We start from the raw sequence: 20,946 nt of genomic DNA, 5'->3' as shown, positions 1-20,946 counted from the left end.
ATGGATCGCAAGATTTCGACGCTGTCGAGACGGCCGCAGCGGGCTCAGGGCGTCTCCCACGGGAGGGGCATCGCACCAGCCCCCACCCTCCTGCGGAAAGCCGCGTGCAGCGCCCGGGTCTTCGGGCCGGGGACACCCGCGCCGATCGTGTGGGCGTCCACGCGAACGACCGAGACGATCTCCCGGAGGCTCGAGGTGATGAACACCTCCTCCGCGGCGAGGAGCCGGGCCATCGTGACCGGCTCGCAGCACACCGGCATGCCGAGCTCGCCAGCGACGTGCATCACGTGAGCCCGGGTGATGCCGACGAGGATCCCTGCCTCCTTGGGCGGCGTGATCAGCAGGTGCCCCGGGTCCTCCGCGCCCTCGAGCGCCGTGGGCCTCCGCTCGACAAGGAAGACGTTGGACGTCGTGCCCTCGACGACATGACCTGACGGGTCGAGGATCAGCGCCTCGTGCGCCCCCGCGGCCCGCGCCTGGCGCAGGGCGAGCAGGCTCTCGAGGTAGTTCGAGACCTTGGCGCCGGGCGCCGCGTCGCCGGCCCGCTGGGTGCAGATCGTGATGACCGAGATCCCCTCGCGGTAGAGCCCGCCCGGCAGCGGCTTCAGCGGCTCGACGAGGATGACGCGGAGGGGCGCGCCCGCGTGCGAGGGATCGAGCCCGAGCGGGCCGCTGCCGCGCGTCAGCATCACCCGGAGGGTGCTCTCGAGCGGCGCGGCCGAGCCCGCGGCGGACGCGGAGCCCTGAGCGCCCGCCGAGCCCGCCGTGCCCCCGGCGCTCCCGGCCGTCGTCGCTGCCCGGAGCAGCGCGACGACCTCGCGGCCGAGCTCGTCGCGCGGGATCGGCAGGGCGAGCGCGATCCGCTCGGCCGAGCGCTCGAGGCGGGCGAGGTGCTCTTCCAGAGCGAACGGCTCGCCGCCGTAGGTGCGGATGGTCTCGAAGACGCTATCGCCATAGAGGAAGCCGCGGTCGTAGACCGAGACCCTGGCCTCCTCCGGCCGGTGGATGACACCATCGATGCTGACTAGCCGCGTCACGCGGCGAGATTACGTCACTTCTTGAGCTGCGCCAGGAGCTCCTTCGCCGGGGCGAAGTCCCGCTCGTTGTCGAGCGCGCGCTCCAGCATCTGGATCGCCTTCTTGTCGTCGTTCTGACGGTGGCTGATCACGCCGAGGTAATAGAAGACCTCGCCCTTGCTGATCGGCGCGCCCTCGTCGAGCTTCTGGAGGAGCAGGGCGCGGAAGGTCTTCTGCGCGCGATCGATGTGCGCCGCCTTCGCCGCGTCGTCGCCCGACTCCGACAGATCGAGCGCCAGCACGCCGAGGTCGCGGAGGATGGCGATCGAGCCCGGGTCGATCTTGAAGGCGATGTCGAGCTCGGCGAGCGCCCGCTCCCGCTGCCCCTCGGCCAGGTAGGCCTTGGCGAGGCGGTGGTGGATCGCGGCGAGATCCTTCGAGCGGCGGCCGCCGTAGGACTCGACGATCTGCTGGAGCGCCTCGGCGGCCTTCTGGCCGCGGCCCGAGGCGCTGTACGCGTCGCACAGCGCGAGCAGGAGCTCGCGGTCGCCCGGCACGAGCTCGGTGGCCTTGACCAGGAGATCCGCCGCGCGGCCGGGATCGTTCCGCTTCGCCAGGTGGATGCCGGCCGCCTTGCGGTAGAGCGCCACCTTCTCGGCCGGCTGCGCGGCCGCCTCGGCGTCGCCGGTGATGAGATCCGCGAGCTCGGTGAAGGCCTGCTGCTTCTCGTAGAGGGCGAGGAGCTGCTTCCTGATCTCCTGCGCCGACCCGTCCGCCGCGAGCCCCCGCTCGAGCACGCGCCGGACCGCGCCCTCGTCGCCGAGGGACCGGTGCAGATCCGCGAGCCGGAGCGCCGTGGCCACCGCCTCCGCGGCGCGGGCGTCCTCGAGGATCACCTCGAGCCGCTGCGCCGCCTCGGCCTTCTCCCCGCGCTGCTCGTGCAGGCGCGCCAGCGCGAGGAGCGCGCCGTGGTGGCGCGGCTCTCGCTCGAGGACCGCGCGGTAGGTCTCGATCGCCCGCGCCGTGTCGTTCAGCCGCGCCTCGTAGACCTCGCCGAGGCGGACGCTGTACGAGAGCTCCGCCGCGACGTCGCCGCGGTCCTTCGCGCGCTCGATCTGCGTGACGAACAGGTCCGACAGCTCCTGATCGCGGCCGGTCTTCTCGAGCAGCTGGGCGAGCAGGACCGTCGCCTTCTCGTTGTCGGGCTGCTCGTCGAGGACCGCGCGCAGGTGCTCGGTCGCCTCGCTCACCGCGTCGAGCCGCGAGAGGCAGATCTCCGCGCTCTCGAGGCGCAGCGCCGAGCGGGCCTCGGGCGACTCCGCCAGGTCGGTGAGCCGCTCGAGCAGCGCGAGCAGCTCCTTGTGCTTGCCGGCCTTCGCGTAGAGCTCGCGCAGCGCCGTCGCGGCGCGCGCGTCGCCCGGATCCGCCTCGAAGAGCGTCTCGTAGAGCTCGATCGCCGCCGCGTCGTCGCCGAGCCGCTCGCGCGCGACCGCCGCGGCGGCGTGCCGCGCGTCGCGGATGCGCTCGGCCTCGGCGTAGAGCTCGGACTGGCGCACGAGCAGCCGGAAGACCTCCTTGTGGTCGCCCGCCTCCTCCCGCACCTTCGTGAGCTCGGCGAGCGCCCAGGTGTCGCCCTCGTCCGCGGCGATCATCTCGCGCAGGATCGCCTCGACGAGCTCCCGGTCGCCCAGCGCGCGCTCCGCGAGCTCCTTCGCCTCGCGGCGCAGCTCGCCCGCGCTCCCTTCCATGCCGTCGAGGGCGGCGATCCGGCGCAGCGTGCCGATGAGGTCGCGCTCGCGCCCCGGCGCCCGCTGCAGCTCCTCGATCGACCGCAGGATGTGCTCGCTCGTGGCATCGTGCGTGAGCGCCGCCTCGTACGCCGCCTCGGCGGCCTTGGCGTCGCCCACCTTGTTCTTCTGCCACTCGGCGATGCGCATCCAGAGGTCGCGCGCCGTGTCGCCGTCGAGCTCGGTCCCGGCCCGCACCGCCCGCTCCAGGGCGGAGGCGGCGCTCGCCCAGCCGCCCGTCAGCGGGGCCAGGCGCTCGATCTCGCCGAGCACGTCCGGGTCCGACGGGTCGTCGGCGAGCGCCTTCTCGAGGGTCTCCAGCGCCGCCCTCGGGTCGTTCGAGCGCACCTCGAGCACCTTCGCCAGGTCGAGGCGCATGCGGATCCGCTCCGCGCCGCCCGGCGCGAAGCGGATGCGCTTCTCGTAGAGGCGCGCCAGCGCGGCGTTGTCGCCCCGCGTCCGGTAGACGCCCTCGAGCGCCTCGGCCGCCTCGTCGAAGAGCGCCGGGTCCTCGGTGAGCGCCTCGATCGCGCCGCTCGCCCGCTCGTGATCGACCGCGCGATCGAGCGCCTGCCGCAGGGTGTTCAGGCCCTGGGGCTTGTCGCCGAACGACCCGATCTGGATCACCGCGAGCCGGTAGAAGAGATCCGCCTGGTCGCGATCGCCGGGCGTGACCGCGACGCGGCGCTCGAGCACGTCCGCGAGCGACCGCTCGTCGGCGAGGCGGCCGTAGAGCCGGTCCAGCGCCTCGAGGAGCTCGGGCGTGTCGCCGGCGTGCTCGACGGCCTTCGCGTAGGCCTGGGCGCTGCGCCGGTCGTCGCCGAGCTTCTCCTCGGCGATGCGGCCGATCCGCAGGAACAGGTCCTTCGCGATCGTCGCGTCGAACGTCGCCGCTGCGCGCTGCGCGAGCGCGTCGCAGTAGCGGCCGAAGCCGTCCGTGCGCTCCGCGAGCCGCTCGATCTCGCCGTGCAGCGACGCGTCGTCCGGCGCGTCCTCCAGCGCCCGGAGCAGCGCCTGCTCCGCCTCGAGCGGGCGGCCGAGCTGCACGTCCTGCACGAGGGCGATCGCCCGGAGGGTCGCCGCCCGATCGGTCGGCTCGGTCTGCGCGCGCAGGCGCAGCTCGAGCGCGGCCGCGAGCTCCTCGTGGCGGCCGGCCGCGCGGAGGACGGGCTCGAGCACCTCGGCGGCGTCGAGCCGCAGCTCCTCCCGGCCCTCGCCGATGGCGCGGACCGCCTGGATCGCGTGGTCGTTCACCGCGTCCTCGTCGAGGACGAGCCGGTACTGCTCGATCGCGTCGCTCGGGCTCTCCAGCTCCCCCGCGTAGAGGTCGCCGATCGCCGTCCGCAGCTTGATGCGCGCGCCCCTGTCCGCGGCCGCGCTCGCCTGGAGCATCAGGTTCGACAGGAGCTCGTCCCACATCCGCTCGGCCCGGTAGAGCCGCTCCAGCGAGGACAGCACCGCCGGATCGCCCTGCTTCGCCTCGAGCGCCGCGTTGAGCGCCGCGATCGCGTCGCGCGGGCTCGAGAGATCCCGCTCGTAGCGCTCGGCGGCGCGCACGTTGAGGTCGTAGCGCAGCTCCTCCTCATCGGGGCCCGCGAGCTCGACGCGCCGGCCGTAGAGCTCGACGAGGCGGCTCGCGGCGCCGCGCGGCTCGTGCAGCTCGATGAGGGCGTCGATCGTCATCGCGCTCTCCGGATCGAGCTCGAGCGCCCGCTCGTACGCCTGGATGGCGCCCTCCGTGTCCTCGAGCATCTCGAGCTTGGTCTCGGCGATGCGCCGGCAGATCGAGGCGTTCTCCTCGTCCGACGCCATCTCGCTCTTCTTCTCGAGGACGGAGATCAGCGTGTCCCAGTCGCTGAGCAGCACGGCCAGGGTGTCCATCTGCTCGAGCGGCTCGGGATCGCTCGGGTCGAGCGCCGACAGCCGCGCGTAGGCGCGGAGCGCCCGGCGCGGGTCGTCGATGCGCGTGTCGTAGACCTTGGCCAGCGACGAGAGCAGCTCGCGCTTCGTGAGCTCGTCCGACGTGGTGGTCACCCCCGCCTCGAGGCTGTCCGCGAGCTCCTCCCAGGCGCCGAGCTGCTCGGCGAGCCGCTCGAGCTCGCCGCGCGTCTCGCCGTCGTCCGGATCGAGCCCGAACGCCGTCCGGGTCGCGTCGAAGGCGCGCAGCTCGTCGTTGCCGCGCGTCTCCCAGAGCTTCGCCGTCTCCCGGAGCACCGCGACCTTCTCGCGCGCGTCCGAGGCGAGGCCGAAGCGCTCGTCGTTGAGCCGGACGAGCTGCCGCCAGTCGTCCGCCCCCTCGTAGAGCGGGCCGAGGATCTCGACGACCCGCGCCTTGTGCTGCGGGTCCTGGATGAGCGCCTCGAGCGCCCGGATCGCCTCGGCGTGCGAGGGCACCTCGCCGACGATCGCCTCGAGCTGATCGATCGCGCCCGAGGTGTCCTCGAGCCGCGTGCGCAAGAGCGCAGCGAGCGCGAGCCGGTAGGGCGCCGCCCGCTCGCCGTTCGGGGCCGCCTCGGCCCGGCGCAGGTAGAGGTCGGCGAGGTCCCGCGGCCGGTCGAGCTCGCGGTAGAGCTCCGTCAGCGCGTCGAGCGCCCGGGCGTCGTTCTCGTCGACGTCGAGCGCCGCGCGGTACGTCTCGATCGCGAGCGCGGGCTCGCGGAGCTCCGTCCGCTCCAGGCGCGCGATCGTGTGGAGCGCGTCGAGCCGGTCCTCGTCCTTCCGGTAGTCGAGCGCCGCGCGGTAGAGCTGGATGCGCTCCGCGTGGCGCCCTTCCTTGACGAGCAGCCCGTCGATCGCGTCGAACAGCTCGCGCGAGTCCGGCTCGAACTCGTGCGCGCGCCGGTACCACCGCAGCGCGTCGGCCACGTCGCCGAGCTGGGCGTAGAGCTCGCCGGTGCGCCGGCTGAGCTTCGCGCTCGACGCGTCGTCCGAGGTGAGCTCCCCGAGCTCCGCCGCGTAGATCTCCGCGAGCCGCCGCTCCGCGCTCGCCACCTTCGCGAGCCGCTCGAGCTCCGCCCAGACCCCCTCGTCGGTGAGGTCCTCGTGGAGGAGCTTCGCCACCGTCTCGAGCGCCGCGCGGTAGTCCTCGAGCTGCTCCTCGTGCAGCGTCGCGAGCCGCTGCAGCAGATCGCGGCGCTCGACAGGGTCCTGGCTCGCGGCGAGCCGCGCGTCGAGCGCGATCTTCACCCGGTTCCAGTCCGCCCGGCGCAGGTACACCGGCTCGAGCATCTCGCCGGCGCGCGCCCTGTGCTCCGCCTCGGCCGAGCCCTCGAGGATCACCTCGAGCAGCGAGACCGCGCCCTCGTGCGCCGGATCGATGAGCAGCGCCTCGGAGAGCTCGTCGAACGCGCGCTGAAGGTCCTCGGTGTACCGGTGCGCGACGAGCGCGATCTTGACGTGCAGCTCGGCGAGATCGCCCGCGCGCACGTCGAGCTGCCGCTCGTAGAGCCGGATGAGGTCCTGGAAGCGCCCCGCCTCGCGGTACAGGCCGTCCAGCGCCGCGATCGCGTCCGGGTGGAGCGCGATGTCGAGGATCGTCTCGTAGGTCGCGATCGCGCTGGCCTGGTCCCCGAGCGGGCCCCGCTCGAGCTCGGCGATCCGGAAGAGCAGCCCCGTCTTCTCCTCGTCGGTCTCGGCGTTCTCGACCCGGAGCTTCAGGATCTCGAGCAGCCGCCCGGCGTCGCGCGCCTCGCCGTAGAGCTCCTCCAGCGCGATCATCGCCCGCCGGTCGTCCCCGCGGGCCTCGAGCGCCTTCTTGTACTGCTCGACCGCGAGCTCGCGGTCGTCGAGCTTGTGCCGCGCGAGCTCGCCGACCCGCAGCCGCACGTTCTGCTGCACGTCGCCGTCGAGGATGTCCGGCGCGATGCGCTGGAACAGCTCGCACACCTCGGACCAGCGCCCCGTGGCCTCGCCGAGCCGCTCGACCGTGGCGATCCAGGTCGTCACCTCGGGCTCACCCGCCGCCTCCCGCACGCCGCGGAGCGCGTAGCCGAACGCCCGCGACGTGTCGCCGAGCGGCCCCTCCGCGGTGCGGAGCGACTTCTGCAGGGTGGCGAGCCGCTCGCTCGGGAGATCCGAGGTCTCGACCTTGATCTCCAGGACCCGGAGGAGGCGCTCGGCGTCGCCGTCCGCCTCGTAGAGCGGCTCGAGCGTCTCGGCCGCGTCCCGCCGCGCGTCCTCGCGCTCGAGCATCGCCTCGAGCGCCGCGCGGCAGCGGGCGTTCGACGGATCGAGCGAGAGCGCCTGGCGGTACGCCTCGAGCGCCCCCGTCGCGTCGGCCTGGTGCAGCCGCCGCACGTCGCCGAGCCGCGCCAGCAGATCGAGCCGGGCGGACGTCTCCACCGCGAGGGACAGGTCCACCTCCAGCGTCTCGGCGAGGTCGACCCAGCGCTCGTCGAGCTCGTAGAGCTCCTCGAGGGCCGCGAGCGTCGGGCGCTCGGGGCCGAACTCGTCGAGCACCGCGCGCCACGCGTTGATCGCCTCGGGGACGTCGGCGAGCTTCTGCGCGAGCGTCTCGGCCGCCTTGGTCATCGCGCGCCGCCGCTCCTCCGGCTCCGTCGTCGACTGCTCGCGCGCCCGGAGCACGGAGACGAGCTCCCGCCACTGCGACGTCCGCTCGTAGAGCCGCTCGAGCGCCGCGAGCGCCGCCACGTCGGCGCCGTCGTCGCCGAGCCGCGCCTGCCAGGCCTCGATCGCCTTGGCCGGATCGTCCAGCACCGTCTCGTGCAGGGTCCCGATGCGCTCGTAGAGCGACCGCCGCGTCTCGACGTTCTCCTCGAGGCGCACCTCGATCGCGAGCACGCCCGCGAGCGCCTGGTGCTGCTCCTTCGCCGCGTAGATGCGGCCGAGCGCCTGCGCCGCCGGGATCACCAGCGTCGGATCGGTCGGATCGATGGCGAGCACGCGCCGGTAGACCTTCTCGGCCCGGTCGGCGTCGCCGAGGAGGTCCTCGCAGATCCTCGCGACTTCCATCAGGATTTCGCCGCGGATGGTCGCCGTCCCGCACGCGTCCGCGGCCGCCGTGAGCACCTCGGCGACCTGCTCGTGCTCGCCGAGGCGCCGGCCGATCTCGATGAGCCGCTCGCGCGCCGCGAGGTCCTCCGGCTCGAGCGGCAGGAGCTCCGACAGGCTGGCGAACGCGCCCGCGTCGTCCCTGAGCCGCTCGTCCTGGAGCACGCTGACCCGGCGGAGCAGCTCGCGCCGCTCCGACTCGGTCTCGGCGCCCTGGCGCCGGATCTCGAGGACCCGCACGAGCTGCCGGATCTCGTCCCGCGCCTCGTACACCGCCTCGAGCACGCGCGCCGCGCGGAGCCGGAGCGCCCCGATGTCGAGCAGCCGCTCGACGAGCTCGCGCGCCTTCGGGTCGTTCTGGCGGATCCGCAGCACGTCCTCGAGGTGCCCGAGCGACCCCTCGGGCTCGTGCAGCCGGTCGAGGTAGATGCTGCCGAGCGACAGCTTGATCTCGACGCTCTCGGCCTCGGTCGCCGTCTTCAGGCGCTGCTCGAGGAGCGCGGCGAGGTCGCGGAAGCGGCCCTCGCGCTCGTAGAGCTTCTCCAGCGAGTCGAGCGCCGCCGTGTAGAACGGATCGAGCTCGAGGATGCGCTCGTAGTAGCCGATCGCCTTGGCGGCATCGCCGATGATCTCCTCGGCGATGAGCGCCACCTCGTTGAGCAGCTCGATGCGCTCGCTCTGGTCCGTCGTGCCCTTCGCGGCGCGGTCGTAGAGCTCCTCGAGCTCGCCCCACCGCTCGGCCGCCGTCAGGATCTGCTTCAGCCGCTCGAACGCGCGGTGGTTGTTCGGGTCGAGGCTCAGCACCCGCTCCAGGTAGGGCTTCGCGCCCTCCGGGTCGCCGAGCTGCTCGTCGTGGAGGCTCGCCGCGCGCTCGCAGAGCTCGACCTCCACGGAGCTGCCGAGCACCTTGTCGCCCTCGGTGCGGCCCGCGACGAGGTGCACGCGGTACGCCTCGGCGAGGTCGGTCGGGCGGCCGGCGCGCCGCGACAGCTCGGCGGCGCGATCCCAGAGCTCGATGTCGTCCGAGAACTCGTGCAGCGCCCGGAGGAGCGCGTCGAACGCCGTCCCGGCCGCGTGCAGCTTCGTCTCCTCGACGCTCGCGAGCGTGAGGTAGAGCTCCCGCCGCCGCGCCGGATCCCGCTCCGACTCGAGGATGACCCGGAGCGCCATGGCCTCGCGCCGGTGGTTGCCCGTCTCGGCGTACTCGACGGCGAGCACCTTGGCCGCGCGCACGCGCGTCTCCGGGCGCTCGACGAGCCGCGAGAGGACGGTGATCGCGTCCGGATCGTGCGCCGCGAGATCGAGCGCGCGCACCGCCGCCTCGAACGCGTCCGCCGGCCGATCCAGCCGGTCCAGGTAGAGCGTCGCGAGCTCGATCTCGCGGCGCGCCCGCTCGTCGCCCTCGCTGACGTCGCGGTGCGTGGCCACGATCACGGACGCCGCCTCGTACTCGCCCGCGGCGTTCAGGAGGCGCGAGAGCACCCGCAGCGCGTTGATGCGCCCGGGCGTCAGCGCGATGACCTTGCGCAGGAGCTCGATCGCCTTCGCGGGGTCGCCGAAGACCTCCTCCTCGAGCGTCGCCCACTCCTCGAGGATCTCGGCGCGGTCCTCGCCCCCGACCTGGCTCGCCCTGAGCTCGAACAGCCACCGCAGATCGGCCTGCCGCTCGTTCGCCCGGAGGAGCGCGTCGAGCGCCCGCACCGTGGCGTCGTCGGACGGATCGTCCTCGACGAGGCCGCGGTAGACGGTGACCGCCTCGTCGAGCTTGCCCATCTCGCGCGCGTACACCTCGGCGAGCTTCAGGCGCAGCGTGCGCTGCACGTCGGTCTCGAGGTCCTCCGCCGTCCGGAGCCGGCCCTCGACCGCCTCGACGAACGGCCCCCACGAGCCCGCCGCCCGCGACCAGGCCTCGAGCAGATCGAGCCCGTCGTCGTCCGGCTTCAGCTCGTAGGCGCGGCGCGCGTAGCCGAGCGCGCTCGGCTTGTCCGAGAGCGGCCCGCCCGTCACCGCCGCGAGCTTGCGCAGCATGCCGACCTGCGCCTCGGCGTCGTCGGTCGCGTCGAGGAGGATCTCGTAGAGCGCCGGCAGCCGGGCCCACTTCTCCTCCTCCTCGTAGATCGGCACGAGCGCCGCCGCGGCGCGCGCGTCCTTCGGCGAGACGCTGAGCACGCGCTCGTACGAGCGCGCCGCGCGCTCGGGCGCCTTGAGCTGCTCCTCGAAGATCCGGGCCGCGCGGAAGGAGATGTCGAGCTTCGTGGCCGGGTCGGTCGCCTTGTCCGCCGCGCCCGAGAGGAAGTCGACGAGCCCCTCCCAGTCGTTCTGCGAGGCGTAGAGCTCCTCGAGCCCGTCCCAGTCGCCCGCGACGAAGTACGCGTCGCGCAGCACACGGAGCGCGCGCGCGTGCCCCGGCGAGAGCGTGAGCACGCGCCGCCACGTCCGCGCCGCCTGGGCCGGATCCTTGAGGCGCTCGGCGTAGACGGCCCCGAGCTTCTGCAGCGAGACGAGCCGCGCCGCGTCGTCGGGCGCGAGGTCGACGCGGCGCTCGAGCACCTCGGCGACCGTGCCGAAGTCCTTCTCGCGCTCGGCCTGCTTCTCCAGCGCGTCGAGCACCCCGGGGGCGCTCGGGTCGAGCTCGAGGATCCGCTTCTGCAGCGCGATCGCGTCCGCGCCGCGGTCGAGCCGCTCGGCGGCGAGCTTGGCCATCTCGCCGAGGAGCTCGATCTTCGCGGCGCCCTCGGCGCCCTCGAGCTTGCGCTCGTAGAGCGAGTAGAGCTGCGGCCAGGCGCGCCGCTTCAGGTAGAGCTCGCGGAGCTTCTGCTGCGCCTCCTCGTCGATCGGCTCGACCGTGAGCAGCGCCTCGTACGCCGCGATGGCGTTCTGGACGTTGGAGAACTGGTCGAACCAGCGCCGCGCGACCGCGCGGTAGAGCCCCGCCTTCTCGGCGGGGCTCTCGGTCAGCTCGGCGAGGCGCTGCTGGTACGAGAGCAGGTCGCGCCAGCGCCCGAGCGACTCGTAGATGCGGGTCAGCTCCCGCACGGCGTCGACGTCCTTGTCGTCGAGCTGGACGATCTGGGTGAGGACCGTGACGAGGGCCGCGTCGTTCTTGGCGCGATCGCGGTAGATCCCGGCGATGTCGCGGAGCACCGCGACCCTGCCGGCGACGTCGTCGGCGGGCGTGCGCTCCAGGTCCTGCCGGTGGAGCTCGACGAGGGCGTTGTACCCCTCGGTCTGCAGGTAGAGGCGCTTCAGCGCGTCGCGCGCCTGGCGGTTCTCCGGGTCGGTCCGGAGCACGGACTTGTACTGCTCGATCGCCTTGGCGGCGTTCTCCTGCGACTCGGCGAGCCGCGCGAGCTCCGTGGCGATGGCGCGCTTCTCGGCGCCGTCGGGCACGGCGCGCTGCGCGTCCGTGAGGATCGTCGTGAGCCGCGGCTTGTCGCCGCGCTGCTCGAGGACCTCGCGGTAGAAGTTGAGCATCCCGGCGTGCGCGGGGTCGGCGCGGCGCACGCGGTCGAAATAAGGCTCGGCCGCCTGGGGCTGGCCGCGCATGCGCCAGTGGACCATGGCGATCTGCACGAGCATGCCGAGCTCCTCGCCGGGCTTCACGCCGCCGCTGCGGAGCTGGTCCTCGTAGAGGGCGACGAGGCGATCCCAGTCGCCGGCGGCGGAGTAGGCCTCGGTCAGGAACGAGAGCGCCTCGGGCTGGCCGGGCGAGAGGTCGAGCAGCTCCTCGTACGCCCCGACCGCGCGGGCCGGATCGTTCAAGCGGGCCTTCGTGGTGCGCGCGGCGCGGAGGGCCGCCGCGATGCGGTCCTCCTTGAGCTGGGCCTCGGCCTTGACGAGCGACTGGACGCGGACGACGGCGTCCCAGTCCCCCGCGGAGGAGAAGGCGATCTCGGCGAGGTTGGCCGCGCGGAGGTTCTTCGGGTCGAGCATGAGGGCGAGCTCGATGAGCTCGGCCACCCTGGCGCCGAGCTCGGCGCGGCCGTAGCGGTAGCCGATGTCGGCCGCGCTCGTGTAGAGCGCGCTCTTGAAGGCGCCGTCGGTCGCGCCCTCGGCCTCGGCCACGTACCGGTCCACGAGGTCGCGCCACCGCTCGCGCTTCGAGGCGTCGGTCTCGAGCGCCTCGGCCGCGGCGTCGTCGTCGGGGCGCAGCTCGAGCAGCCGCTTGTACGCGGCCGCCGCGCGGTCGACGTCGATGAGCTCCTCGTGGTAGACGCGGGCGAGCTCGGCCTGCATCGCGGGCTCGACCGCGCTGCCTGCGGCGAGGGCGATCTCCAGCTCGAGGAGGCGGGCCACGGCCTGCCATTCCTTCCGCTGCTCGTGCCGCCCGCGCGCCGCGCCGAGCAGGCGCTCGACGTCCCCGGGGCCCGCGCCGTTGTTCGGAGCAGTCACGGCCTCCGCGAGCTCGTTCCAGGCTGCCTCGTTTTCGGGCTCATCCTGCAGACGCCCAAGGGCCATCCGAATCGTCTCAACGCTCATCGTCTCTCCGCGGACCTCGCGAATTCGGTCCGGTCCGTTCACGGGCCGGGCGAAGATAGCCGGGCGGACGACACGGTTTCAAGGTTCCTCGCCCCCGCGGGCCTGGAAGGTCGGCCGGAGCTTTCGCGCGCTTCTGCTCCTGTGGCGCGTGGACGTCCGAGCGGGCGGGCCGCCGGGCCGCCTGGCCGCGGCGAGGGCGGTTCACCGCGCTCGCGGCTTCGGCTATCAACAGCGGGCATGGAAGCTACGACGATCAAGCGCTTCGGGGTGATCGGCGCGGGCCAGATGGGGCGAGGCATCGCCCAGGTCGCCGCGGCCGCGGGCCTCGAGGTGGTCCTGTGCGACGTCTCGAGGGCGCTGGCGGAGTCGGGCAAGGCCCAGATCGCCGCCATTCTCGCGAAGCAGGTGGAGAAGGGCAAGCTGGCCGCGGAGGCGCGGGAGGCGCTCCTCGGCCGCGTCGCGGTGGCCGACGGGATGGCGGGCCTGGCCGGGGTCGACCTGGCCGTGGAGGCGGTGACCGAGAGCTTCGACGTGAAGAGCGGGATCTTCAAGCTCGCCGACGCGGCGCTGCCGAAGGGGGCGATCCTGGCGTCGAACACGTCGTCGATCTCGATCACGCGGCTGGCGGCGGTGACCGGCCGGCCTGAGCTGGTCATCGGGATGCACTTCATGAACCCGGTGCCGCTGATGAAGCTCGTCGAGCTCGTCCGTGGGGTCCAGACGTCGGACGCGACGTACGAGGCCGTCCGGGCGCTCTCGGTGGGGCTCGGCAAGACGGTGATCACCTCGAAGGACCAGCCCGGGTTCATCGTGAACCGGATGCTGATCCCGTTCCTCAACGAGGCGTGCTTCGCGCTCCAGGAGGGGCTGTCCACGCCGGAGGACATCGACGCGGGGGCGCGGCTCGGGCTGAACCACCCGATGGGGCCGCTCGAGCTCGCCGACCTGATCGGGCTCGATACGGTGCTGTCGATCGCGGAGGTGCTGCACCGGGAGTTCGGGGACTCGAAGTACCGGGCGGCCACGTTGCTCCGGAACCTGGTGGCGGCGGGGTGGTACGGGAAGAAGAGCGGGCGGGGGTTCTACGTGTACGACGAGAAGGGGCAGAAGAGCGGGCGGGCGGTGTAGGCGGCTGCTGCGGAGCCAGGGAGGGAGGGGGCGCCGCGCGGGGGGCCGGCGGGGGCCCCTCCCACGAACTCGCGCCTTTTGGGGGGCCGTGGCCGGCTGAACGGCGGGGCCGATCCGAGAGGACGTCGCACGGAGCGGGCCGGCGCTCGGATTCGTGGGGCCCTACCCCGCCGGCCCCCCGCGCGGCACCCCCTCCCTCCCTGGCTCTCTCCAGGGGGGGATGATGACGGGGGAGCGGCGGCGGGATACGCGCGAGGCGAACACGGGTGTGCGGGTCGGAGGACGGGCGGTCTGCTCGACTCACCACGATCGCACGCGGGCTCGCGACAGGACCGTCATGTCGCGCGCACCCACGCTACGAGATCGGATCGGATCTGCGTCCACCGCTCCTCCGTCATCCCTGCCGGCATCGGTTCCGCCTCGGCGTCGGCGAAATACGCGAGGCTGCGCACCACGTGGCCAACATCCTCGGCTGCATATTTCCTCGCATACGCATCGAGCGCCTCCCCCACGCTGCGCCCTCGTGACGTGAGCAGCGCGTGAAGGTCCCAGAAGTCCCGGCGCGCCCCGCGCCCCGCGATCGCCGACAGCTTCATGCACTCCAGATCATCGAGCGAGGCGACCGGGAGAGGGATCCCGGATAGACACTCGGGCGGTCCCAGCAGCGGATAGCAATACCGCAGGATGCTCGCCGGAACCCCCCCAACCTCCAGGTACAACGTCCCCTCCGCGCGCGTCAGGACCCGGATCGTCGGATCGACGAGCGCCGACACCAACGCGGCCGGATCCGATTCGGCAGTGAACAGATCGAGATCGCGCGATTGCCGGTGATGCAGCCGAAGCGCCACGGCGACGCCGCCGGCCAGGTAGGTCGAGGGCTCGACGGCCCGTGCCAGCACCTCCAGCGCCGTGCGCTGCGCGCTGGAGAGAACCTCGGTCATCGCCCCGCCCACGTCGGCCGCGCTCCTCCACGGGGGATCGGCAGATCGATGCCTGCGATGACCGCCCAGTACGCAAGCTCCCGCGGAGCAAGCCGGTGCCCCTTCCGGCGCAAGAAGTCAGCGAGCGCCTCCGCCGAGTACGCCTGCCTCAGCCAGCGCATCGCCGCCCATCCGCCCCGGCTCATCACCCGCTCCATGACGTAGTCGCGGTGCCGCTCCAGATCGATGGCGTCCGGGTCCGTGTCCCAGAACAGGCGCGTGACGTCCTCTGGAAATCGCTCGGTCGTCGGCTCGGCCACGGGCTCAGCATAGCAGGCCCGAGAGGACACGGAATGACGCCCTCCCCGGCCCACGGCAGGCGCTTCCCCCCGGCGCGGGGCGCTGCTAACCACGCTCCATGACCGCTCAAGAACAGCAGCCGGGGGCCCCTGCTCGCGGTACGCTCCAGTTCGTCGCCGTCGAGCGCGCGGATCACGTCGCCATCGTGACCATCCAGCGGCCCGACAAACTCAACGCCCTGAACCCCGCCGTCCTCGGCGAGCTCACCACGGCCTTCCGCGACCTCCTCGCGCCCGCCGACGGCAACGAGGTCCGCGCGGCGGTGCTGACCGGTGCCGGCAAGGCGTTCGTCGCCGGCGCCGACATCGCGGAGATGGCGACCATGAACAGCATCGCCGCGAAACGGTTCGCCGACGCAGGCCACCGGCTCGCCGAGCTCATCGAGACTGCCCCCTTCCCCGTGATCGCCGCCGTCAACGGCTTCGCGCTGGGCGGCGGCTGCGAGCTCGCCCTCGCATGCGACTTCATCTACGCCGCCGAAGGCGCCAAGCTCGGCCAGCCCGAGGTGAACCTGGGCGTCATCCCGGGGTTCGGCGGGACCCAGCGGCTGCTGCGACGGGTCGGGCCAGGACGCGCGCGCGAGCTCGTCTATTCAGGAGACATGATCACCGCCCAGCAGGCGCTGTCGATCGGGCTCGTCAACGCCGTCTTCCCGGCGACCGAGCTCCTCGCGCGCGCCCGCGAGACCGCCCTCAAGATCGCCTCGCGCGGGCCGCTCGCCGTCGCCGCCGCCAAACGCGTCCTCCTGCGCGGCGAGAGCCTCGACCTCGCCGCCGCCAACGAGCTGGAAGCCCAGGCATTCGCCGCGCTCTTCGGCAGCGAAGATCAACAGCTCGGAATGAAAGCGTTCCTGGCGAAATCGCAGGCCACATTCACGGGCAAGTGAAGGCTCGGGAGGCGCGAACCGCGCGCTCGACGGCAAAAAAAATACCGCGCATCACGCTGGAGGGGGGCCCAGAATGACCGCGGCAGGGACACCGCGCCGGAGCCTTGAACGTCCGCCACGGTGCGAAGAAAAAAGACCGCATGCGCTCCGGGCTGGGGGGTCCGCGCCGGTGCGCATGCGGTAGTCAGATTGTGGCATCCGCATGCGCGTTGTCGATAACAAAGTGCAATGACTGCACGCCGAGCGAGCAGAGCGCTCCAGACACGAAGGCGGCCAGGCGGGCGCGCGACCCACACACACCAGCGCTGCGGGAATTCACGTTCGAGCCGGGCATACCCCTCCACCGGAGACAGCGCTCAGCGCAGCGTTCGCCGTGCATTCCGAGACGAGCGAACACGAAATCCCTCATCTCTTCAATAAGAGATGCCACGAGGCAGCGGGCCGTACACCGGACGCCTGCTCCCGAGTAAAGAGCCAGGACGAACAAAGCACACTGCGGAAAGAACGCGCCTGCGCCTTGTATTCAAGCGCACGAGAGACCTCGCTCAGGCGCAGCCCGCGACAGGCGCTGCACCCGCGCGGCGATAAAGTAAACAGATTTTCTCTAAGAGGGACATAATCCAAGACGTGTGCTCGACGATTCTTCGCGTGATGCGTCTGGGTCAATTTCTCGGCCTCGGCCATCGCATCACAGGGCCTCGATCGCTCGTCGGCGCGCCCATGTCTGCTCGATGGGGGCGCCGACGGGCGCGCGGCGCGCCTCGGCAGTGATGGCTTCGTGCGCCTCGGCAGTGCCCGCGAGGGCGAGGCGTCCACAAGCGGCAGGCATCACCGCCGCACCGACGCCGCGGACGAGGGCGCTCGCGGCGGGCCGGACCGCGCAAGGCGGAAGCTCGCGCCCCCGGTCGACCCACCCGGGTTCGCCCGGTCCGCGCGCCCGGGGTCCGCACCCCGGTACGCGCCCGGCTCGCGCGATCGCGCCGCCTGGATACACGGGCCGACGCGCGGGGCACCGCGCGCGAGGTGGAGCTGACCCGCGCTCGACGGGGAGCTCGTCCGACACGCCATGCCACAGGCAGCGCCCGCCGAGCGCCTCCTCCGCGATCGGGGCGCGACGTCCTTGACGCCGGGCACAAAACGGGATTACCGAGCACCGGCCTGACAATCCATTCCTCGGGTGCCCTCCGGGGCATAACAGGGAAGCCGGTGCAAAACCGGCGCGGTCCCGCCACCGTGAGTGGGGAGCTGCCTCCGAAGACCACTGGGCCCCATTAGAAGAGGCCTGGGAAGGTGGACGCAGCGCTGGGAGCTCGATCAGCTCCCTGAACCCATGAGCCGGGAGACCTACCCGAGCCTCCCACGAGGTGCAGCTTGCGCACGTCTTCGTGGCGTTCGGGTGCGGACTTCACCCGGAGCGCCGAAATCGGTCTTCACGGCCGCGCATTGTCGATCGCCGCCGTGTCCCTGGGGACGCTCCTCGCGCCCCGGCCCGCGGCCGCGATGCACCTCGCGGAAGGCGTCCTGCCGCTCGGCTGGTGCGCCTTCTGGAACGCGCTCGCCCTGCCCTTCGTCGCGATCGCCCTCCACCTGCTCCGGCGCCGCACCGAGCAGGACGCCTTCTACAAGCCGTTCGTCGGGCTCATCGCGGCCGCCGTCTTCGCGATCTCGTGCATGCCCGTGCCGGTGCCGACCGCCGGGACCTGCTCCCACCCGTGCGGCACAGGGCTCGCGGCGGTGCTCATCGGCCCCTGGATGACCGTCCTCGTCACCGTGGTGGCGCTCCTTATCCAGGCCCTCTTCCTGGCGCACGGCGGCATCACCACGCTCGGCGCCGACGTCGCGTCGATGGGCATCGCGGGCGCCTTCACCGGATATTTCGCCTTCCACCTCGCGCGGCGCTGCGGCGCGAACCTCTGGGTCGCGGGGTTCCTGGCGGGCGTGACGTCGGACTGGGCAACCTACGCCACCACGGCGCTCGCGCTCGCGCTCGGGCTCTCGGGCGAGGGGTCGGTGACGTCCATGTTCACGGGCGTCGCCCTGGCCTTCGTCCCCACCCAGCTGCCGCTCGGCCTGCTCGAGGGCGTCATGACCGCGGGGGCGCTCGCCTTCCTGCGCGCCCGGCGGCCCGACATCCTGGACCGGCTCCAGGTCGTCCGGCTCGCCCCGGGGGCGTCGTGACGCGGCGGCTCGGACAGCGCCCGCTGCCAGCGCCGCTCGCGCGGCGCGCGTGCGCGGTGGCGCTCCGGCTCGCCGCTTCCCTCTGGCTCGCCGCCTGCGGCAACGCGTCCTGGGACGGCGTCGACGAGGCCGTGGTGCGCCGCGTCGCCGAGGACGCAGGGCGCCACGACACGGGGCCGCTGTTCGCGGGCCTCGAGGGCGACCTCCTGCTCTTCGCGTTCCTCTGGGCCGGGCTCCTCGCCGGCTTCGCCCTCGGCTATTTCTCGCGCGTGCTCTTCGTCGAGCGCGCGGGCGCGCCCGCGGTCAAGGCCGGCGGCGAAGGCCTCCGTGCGGACTGACCCGCCCCCGCGGCTCCGCGACGTGGACGCCCGGCTCCGCCTCGGGGCCGCCGTGGCGGCGTGCTGCGTCGCCGCGGGCGCGCGCTCGCCCGCCACGCCGGCCGCGCTGCTCCTCCTCGCGTGCGCGGCCCTCCACCTCCAGGGCACGCCGGCGCGCGCCGTCCTCCGCGCCGCCGCGCCCGCCGCGTGGATCGGAGCGGTCGCGGCGGCGCTCGCGCTCGCGCTCACGCCGGGGGCGCCGCTCCTCCCCGGCGCGCCGTTCCCCGTCGACGCGATCACGGCCGAGGGGGCCCACCGCGCCATGGCCATCGGCGCGCGCGTCCTCGCGGCGGCCGCGGTGCTCCGGTGGCTCGCCGGCGCCGCCGCGCCCGCCGAGATCGAGGCGGCGCTCGCCGGGCTCGGCGTCCCCGCGGCCCTCGTCGAGCTGCTCGCGCTGACCCGGCGCTTCGCCGGCGTGCTCCAGCGCGCGGCCGACAGCGCGTGGAGCGCCGCCGCGCTCCGCGGCGGGTTCACCCGCCCCGGGGCCGCAGCGCGCTCGGCCGGCGCCGTCGCGGGCGTCGTGGCGCTCCGGACGCTCGAGCGCTCCGAGAGCGCCGCGCTCGCGATGCAGCTCCGCGGCTACCAGGGGAAGCTCCCCGTCGCCGACCGAAGGACGAGCGCGCCCGCCGCGAACGTCGCGTTCGCCGCCGCCGCCCTCGCGGCCCTCGGGCTCAGCGTCGCCGCGGGAGAGGCCGGATGATCGCGCTGCGCGCCCCCCGGCTCGGCTACCGGCTCGGCGAGCCCGTGCTGCGCGACGTGCGCCTCGACGTCGGCGAGGGCGAGTCCGTGGCGGTGCTCGGCGGCAACGGCGCCGGCAAGACCGCGCTGCTCCGGACGCTCGTTGGGCTCCTCCCGGCGCCCGGCGGCGGCGTCGAGATCGCGGGCCGCCGCGTGGGCTCGCCCTCGGACGCCGTCGCCGCGGGCGCCGCGCTCGTGCTCCAGGACCCGGACGACCAGCTGCTCGGCGCGACGCTCCTCGACGACGTCCTGTTCGGCCCGCGAAACCTCGGCCTGCCCGCGCCCGAGGCGCGCCGCCGCGCCGAGGCGGCGCTCGCCGCCGTGCAGATCGCCCACCTCGCCGATCGGGCCATCGAGGCGCTGAGCTTCGGCGAGCGCAAGCGCGCGTGCATCGCCGGGATGCTGGCGATGCGCCCGCGGGTGCTGCTGCTCGACGAGCCGACCGCGGGGCTCGACCCGGAAGGCGAGCTCGCCCTGTGCCAGACGCTGCGCGCGCTCTCCGAGCAGCAGGGGACCACGCTGGTCACCGCGACCCACGCGGTGGATCTCGTGCCGCTCTTCGCCTCGCGCGCGGTCTTGCTGGGCGACGGCCAGGTCCTCGCGGACGGGCCGCCGCGGGAGGTGTTCGCGCGGGGGGAGCTCCTCGCGCGGGCGCGGATGCGGCGGCCGTGGGTCGCCGAGCTCTGGACCCGGATGAGCCCTGTGCCGCCGCGGGGCGGCGCGGGCCTCCCGCTCACCCTGGAGGAGGCGCTCGCGTGCATGACGACGGTCTCCTGCTGATCGGCCACGGCAGCCGCGACGCCGCGTCGAACGCCGAGTTCGAGGCGATCGTGGCCGATTACGCCGCGGCGCGGCCCGAGATCGCCGTGCAGCACGGCTACATCGAGCTCGCGACGCCTCACCTCGCCGACGCGCTCGCGGCGCTCGCGGCGCGGGTGTCCCGCGTGGCGGTCGTGCCGCTCTTCCTGTTCGCGGCGGGGCACGTGAAGAACGACATCCCGATCGCGCTCGAGCGGGCGCGGGCCGCGCACCCGGGCGTGCGCTTCTCGGCGGCGCGGCCGCTCGGCGTGCACCCGGCGCTCGCGGAGATCGCGTTCGAGCGCGCCGCGACCGCGCTGCCGGCCGACCCGGCCGCGCGGGCCCGGTCGGCGCTCGTCGTCGTGGGGCGCGGGTCGAGCGACCCCGACGCGAACGGCGATTTCTGCAAGACGGCGCGCCTCATCGGCGAGGGCCGCGGGCTCCAGCTCGTCGAGCCGACCTTCATCGGCGTCACCCGGCCCTCGGTCGAGGAGACGCTGGAGCGGGTCGCGCGGCACCGGCCGGAGCGCGTCGTGGTGGTCCCCTACTTCCTCTTCGCCGGGCGGCTCATGACGAAGCTCGCCGAGCAGGTCGAACGCTTTTCATCGACGTACCCGTGGATCCGGGCGTCGCTCGCGCCGCACCTCGGCCGGTCGAGCGCGCTCGAGGGCCTGATCGACGAGCGCGCGCGCCAGGCGCTCGCCGGCGAGGCGCCGCTCCCCTGCGACACGTGCATGTACCGCACCGCGCTGCCGGGGCTCGCCCGCGAGGTCGGCGGGCTCAAGGCGATGCTCTACAGCGTGCGCCACACGCTCACGCACACGCAGGCGTCGAACCACCCGCACGCGCACCGATCGCTGCGCAAGCACGTGCTCGTCTGCGGCAACGCCGACTGCGTGGACCGCGGCAGCCTGGCGCTCCTCGAGTCGGTGCGCCGGCTCGTGAAGCAGGCCGGCCAGCAGCAGCAGATCCGCGTGACGAGGACGTCGTGCATGGGGCGCTGCGGCGAGGGGCCGACGGTCGCCGTCTACCCCGACGGGGTCTGGTACCGCGGCGTCCGCGAGGAGGACGCGAAGGACCTCGTCGAGGAGCACCTGCTCGGCGACCGGCTGGTGGCCCGGCTCGTCGACGACATCATGCAGTGAGGCGCGGCGCCGGGCGCCGCCTCGAGCGTGGATCGCCGACGCGCGGAGCCTCCCCCGCAGCCCGCTCGCCACCTCGACCGTCGTGGTCCCTGCCCACGTCCCGCGCCAGGGCCACCCGAGTTGA

11 protein-coding genes and 1 riboswitch are annotated in these 20,946 nt (G+C 73.4%); of the genes, 7 read left to right on the top strand and 4 right to left on the bottom strand.

The features are described from left to right. Positions 1-44: 44 nt before the first annotated feature. Both WME97_RS01400 and WME97_RS01395 read right to left on the bottom strand, forming a co-directional pair. Complete coding sequence (locus tag WME97_RS01400; protein WP_437548856.1) at positions 45-1,037, bottom strand: aminotransferase class IV; 993 nt, start codon at positions 1,035-1,037, stop codon at positions 45-47. 14 nt (positions 1,038-1,051) lie between these two features. Beyond that, positions 1,052-12,205, bottom strand: coding sequence for a tetratricopeptide repeat protein (locus tag WME97_RS01395; protein WP_437548854.1), 11,154 nt, complete (start codon positions 12,203-12,205; stop codon positions 1,052-1,054). Between the two features lie 324 nt (positions 12,206-12,529). Between WME97_RS01395 and WME97_RS01390 the strand changes: the two genes are divergently transcribed. After that, entirely contained in the window at positions 12,530-13,420 is an 891-nt protein-coding gene (locus WME97_RS01390) for a 3-hydroxyacyl-CoA dehydrogenase family protein (RefSeq protein WP_437548853.1), read from the top strand. A gap of 335 nt (positions 13,421-13,755) precedes the next feature. Here WME97_RS01390 and WME97_RS01385 read toward each other — a convergent pair whose 3' ends face one another. After that, on the bottom strand, positions 13,756-14,361 hold the full coding sequence (locus tag WME97_RS01385; protein WP_437548851.1) for a nucleotidyl transferase AbiEii/AbiGii toxin family protein: 606 nt from the start codon (positions 14,359-14,361) through the stop codon (positions 13,756-13,758). Beyond that, positions 14,358-14,660 carry a DUF6922 domain-containing protein gene (locus WME97_RS01380; RefSeq protein ID WP_437548849.1) on the bottom strand — a complete coding sequence of 101 codons (303 nt, stop codon included), beginning with the start codon at positions 14,658-14,660 and terminating at the stop codon, positions 14,358-14,360. The genes WME97_RS01385 and WME97_RS01380 overlap by 4 nt, the downstream gene beginning before the upstream one ends. A gap of 98 nt (positions 14,661-14,758) precedes the next feature. Between WME97_RS01380 and WME97_RS01375 the strand changes: the two genes are divergently transcribed. The 6 genes from WME97_RS01375 (at position 14,759) to WME97_RS01350 (ending at position 20,822) form a co-directional block, all read left to right on the top strand. Then, positions 14,759-15,586, top strand: coding sequence for an enoyl-CoA hydratase/isomerase family protein (locus WME97_RS01375; RefSeq protein WP_437548848.1), 828 nt, complete (start codon positions 14,759-14,761; stop codon positions 15,584-15,586). A 1,158-nt stretch (positions 15,587-16,744) separates the two neighbouring features. Next, positions 16,745-16,952: riboswitch (cobalamin riboswitch) on the top strand. 98 nt (positions 16,953-17,050) lie between these two features. Next, positions 17,051-17,764 carry an energy-coupling factor ABC transporter permease gene (locus tag WME97_RS01370; RefSeq protein ID WP_437555682.1) on the top strand — a complete coding sequence of 238 codons (714 nt, stop codon included), beginning with the start codon at positions 17,051-17,053 and terminating at the stop codon, positions 17,762-17,764. Beyond that, positions 17,761-18,102 carry a hypothetical protein gene (locus WME97_RS01365; protein ID WP_437548846.1) on the top strand — a complete coding sequence of 114 codons (342 nt, stop codon included), beginning with the start codon at positions 17,761-17,763 and terminating at the stop codon, positions 18,100-18,102. The genes WME97_RS01370 and WME97_RS01365 overlap by 4 nt, the downstream gene beginning before the upstream one ends. Continuing rightward, entirely contained in the window at positions 18,092-18,841 is a 750-nt protein-coding gene (locus tag WME97_RS01360) for a CbiQ family ECF transporter T component (protein WP_437548844.1), read from the top strand. The genes WME97_RS01365 and WME97_RS01360 overlap by 11 nt, the downstream gene beginning before the upstream one ends. Further along, positions 18,838-19,659 carry an energy-coupling factor ABC transporter ATP-binding protein gene (locus WME97_RS01355; protein WP_437548843.1) on the top strand — a complete coding sequence of 274 codons (822 nt, stop codon included), beginning with the start codon at positions 18,838-18,840 and terminating at the stop codon, positions 19,657-19,659. The genes WME97_RS01360 and WME97_RS01355 overlap by 4 nt, the downstream gene beginning before the upstream one ends. Next, positions 19,635-20,822 carry a CbiX/SirB N-terminal domain-containing protein gene (locus tag WME97_RS01350; protein WP_437548841.1) on the top strand — a complete coding sequence of 396 codons (1,188 nt, stop codon included), beginning with the start codon at positions 19,635-19,637 and terminating at the stop codon, positions 20,820-20,822. Before WME97_RS01355 ends, WME97_RS01350 begins: the two co-directional genes overlap by 25 nt. Positions 20,823-20,946: the final 124 nt, after the last annotated feature.

Origin of the sequence: Sorangium sp. So ce367, assembly GCF_051520455.1 — a bacterium.
GTDB lineage: Bacteria > Myxococcota_A > Polyangia > Polyangiales > Polyangiaceae > Sorangium > Sorangium cellulosum_B.
The sequence above is the reverse complement of the archived record's forward strand: the minus strand, read 5'-3'. Positions and strand labels throughout refer to the sequence as shown.

Bases quoted from the DNA above. Each gene is read 5' to 3' on its own strand.
- WME97_RS01390 (WP_437548853.1), top strand. From the start codon at position 12,530: ATGGAAGCTACGACGATCAAGCGCTTCGGGGTGATCGGCGCGGGCCAG.
- WME97_RS01375 (WP_437548848.1), top strand. From the start codon at position 14,759: ATGACCGCTCAAGAACAGCAGCCGGGGGCCCCTGCTCGCGGTACGCTC.
- WME97_RS01355 (WP_437548843.1), top strand. From the start codon at position 18,838: ATGATCGCGCTGCGCGCCCCCCGGCTCGGCTACCGGCTCGGCGAGCCC.
- WME97_RS01385 (WP_437548851.1), bottom strand. From the start codon at position 14,361: ATGACCGAGGTTCTCTCCAGCGCGCAGCGCACGGCGCTGGAGGTGCTG.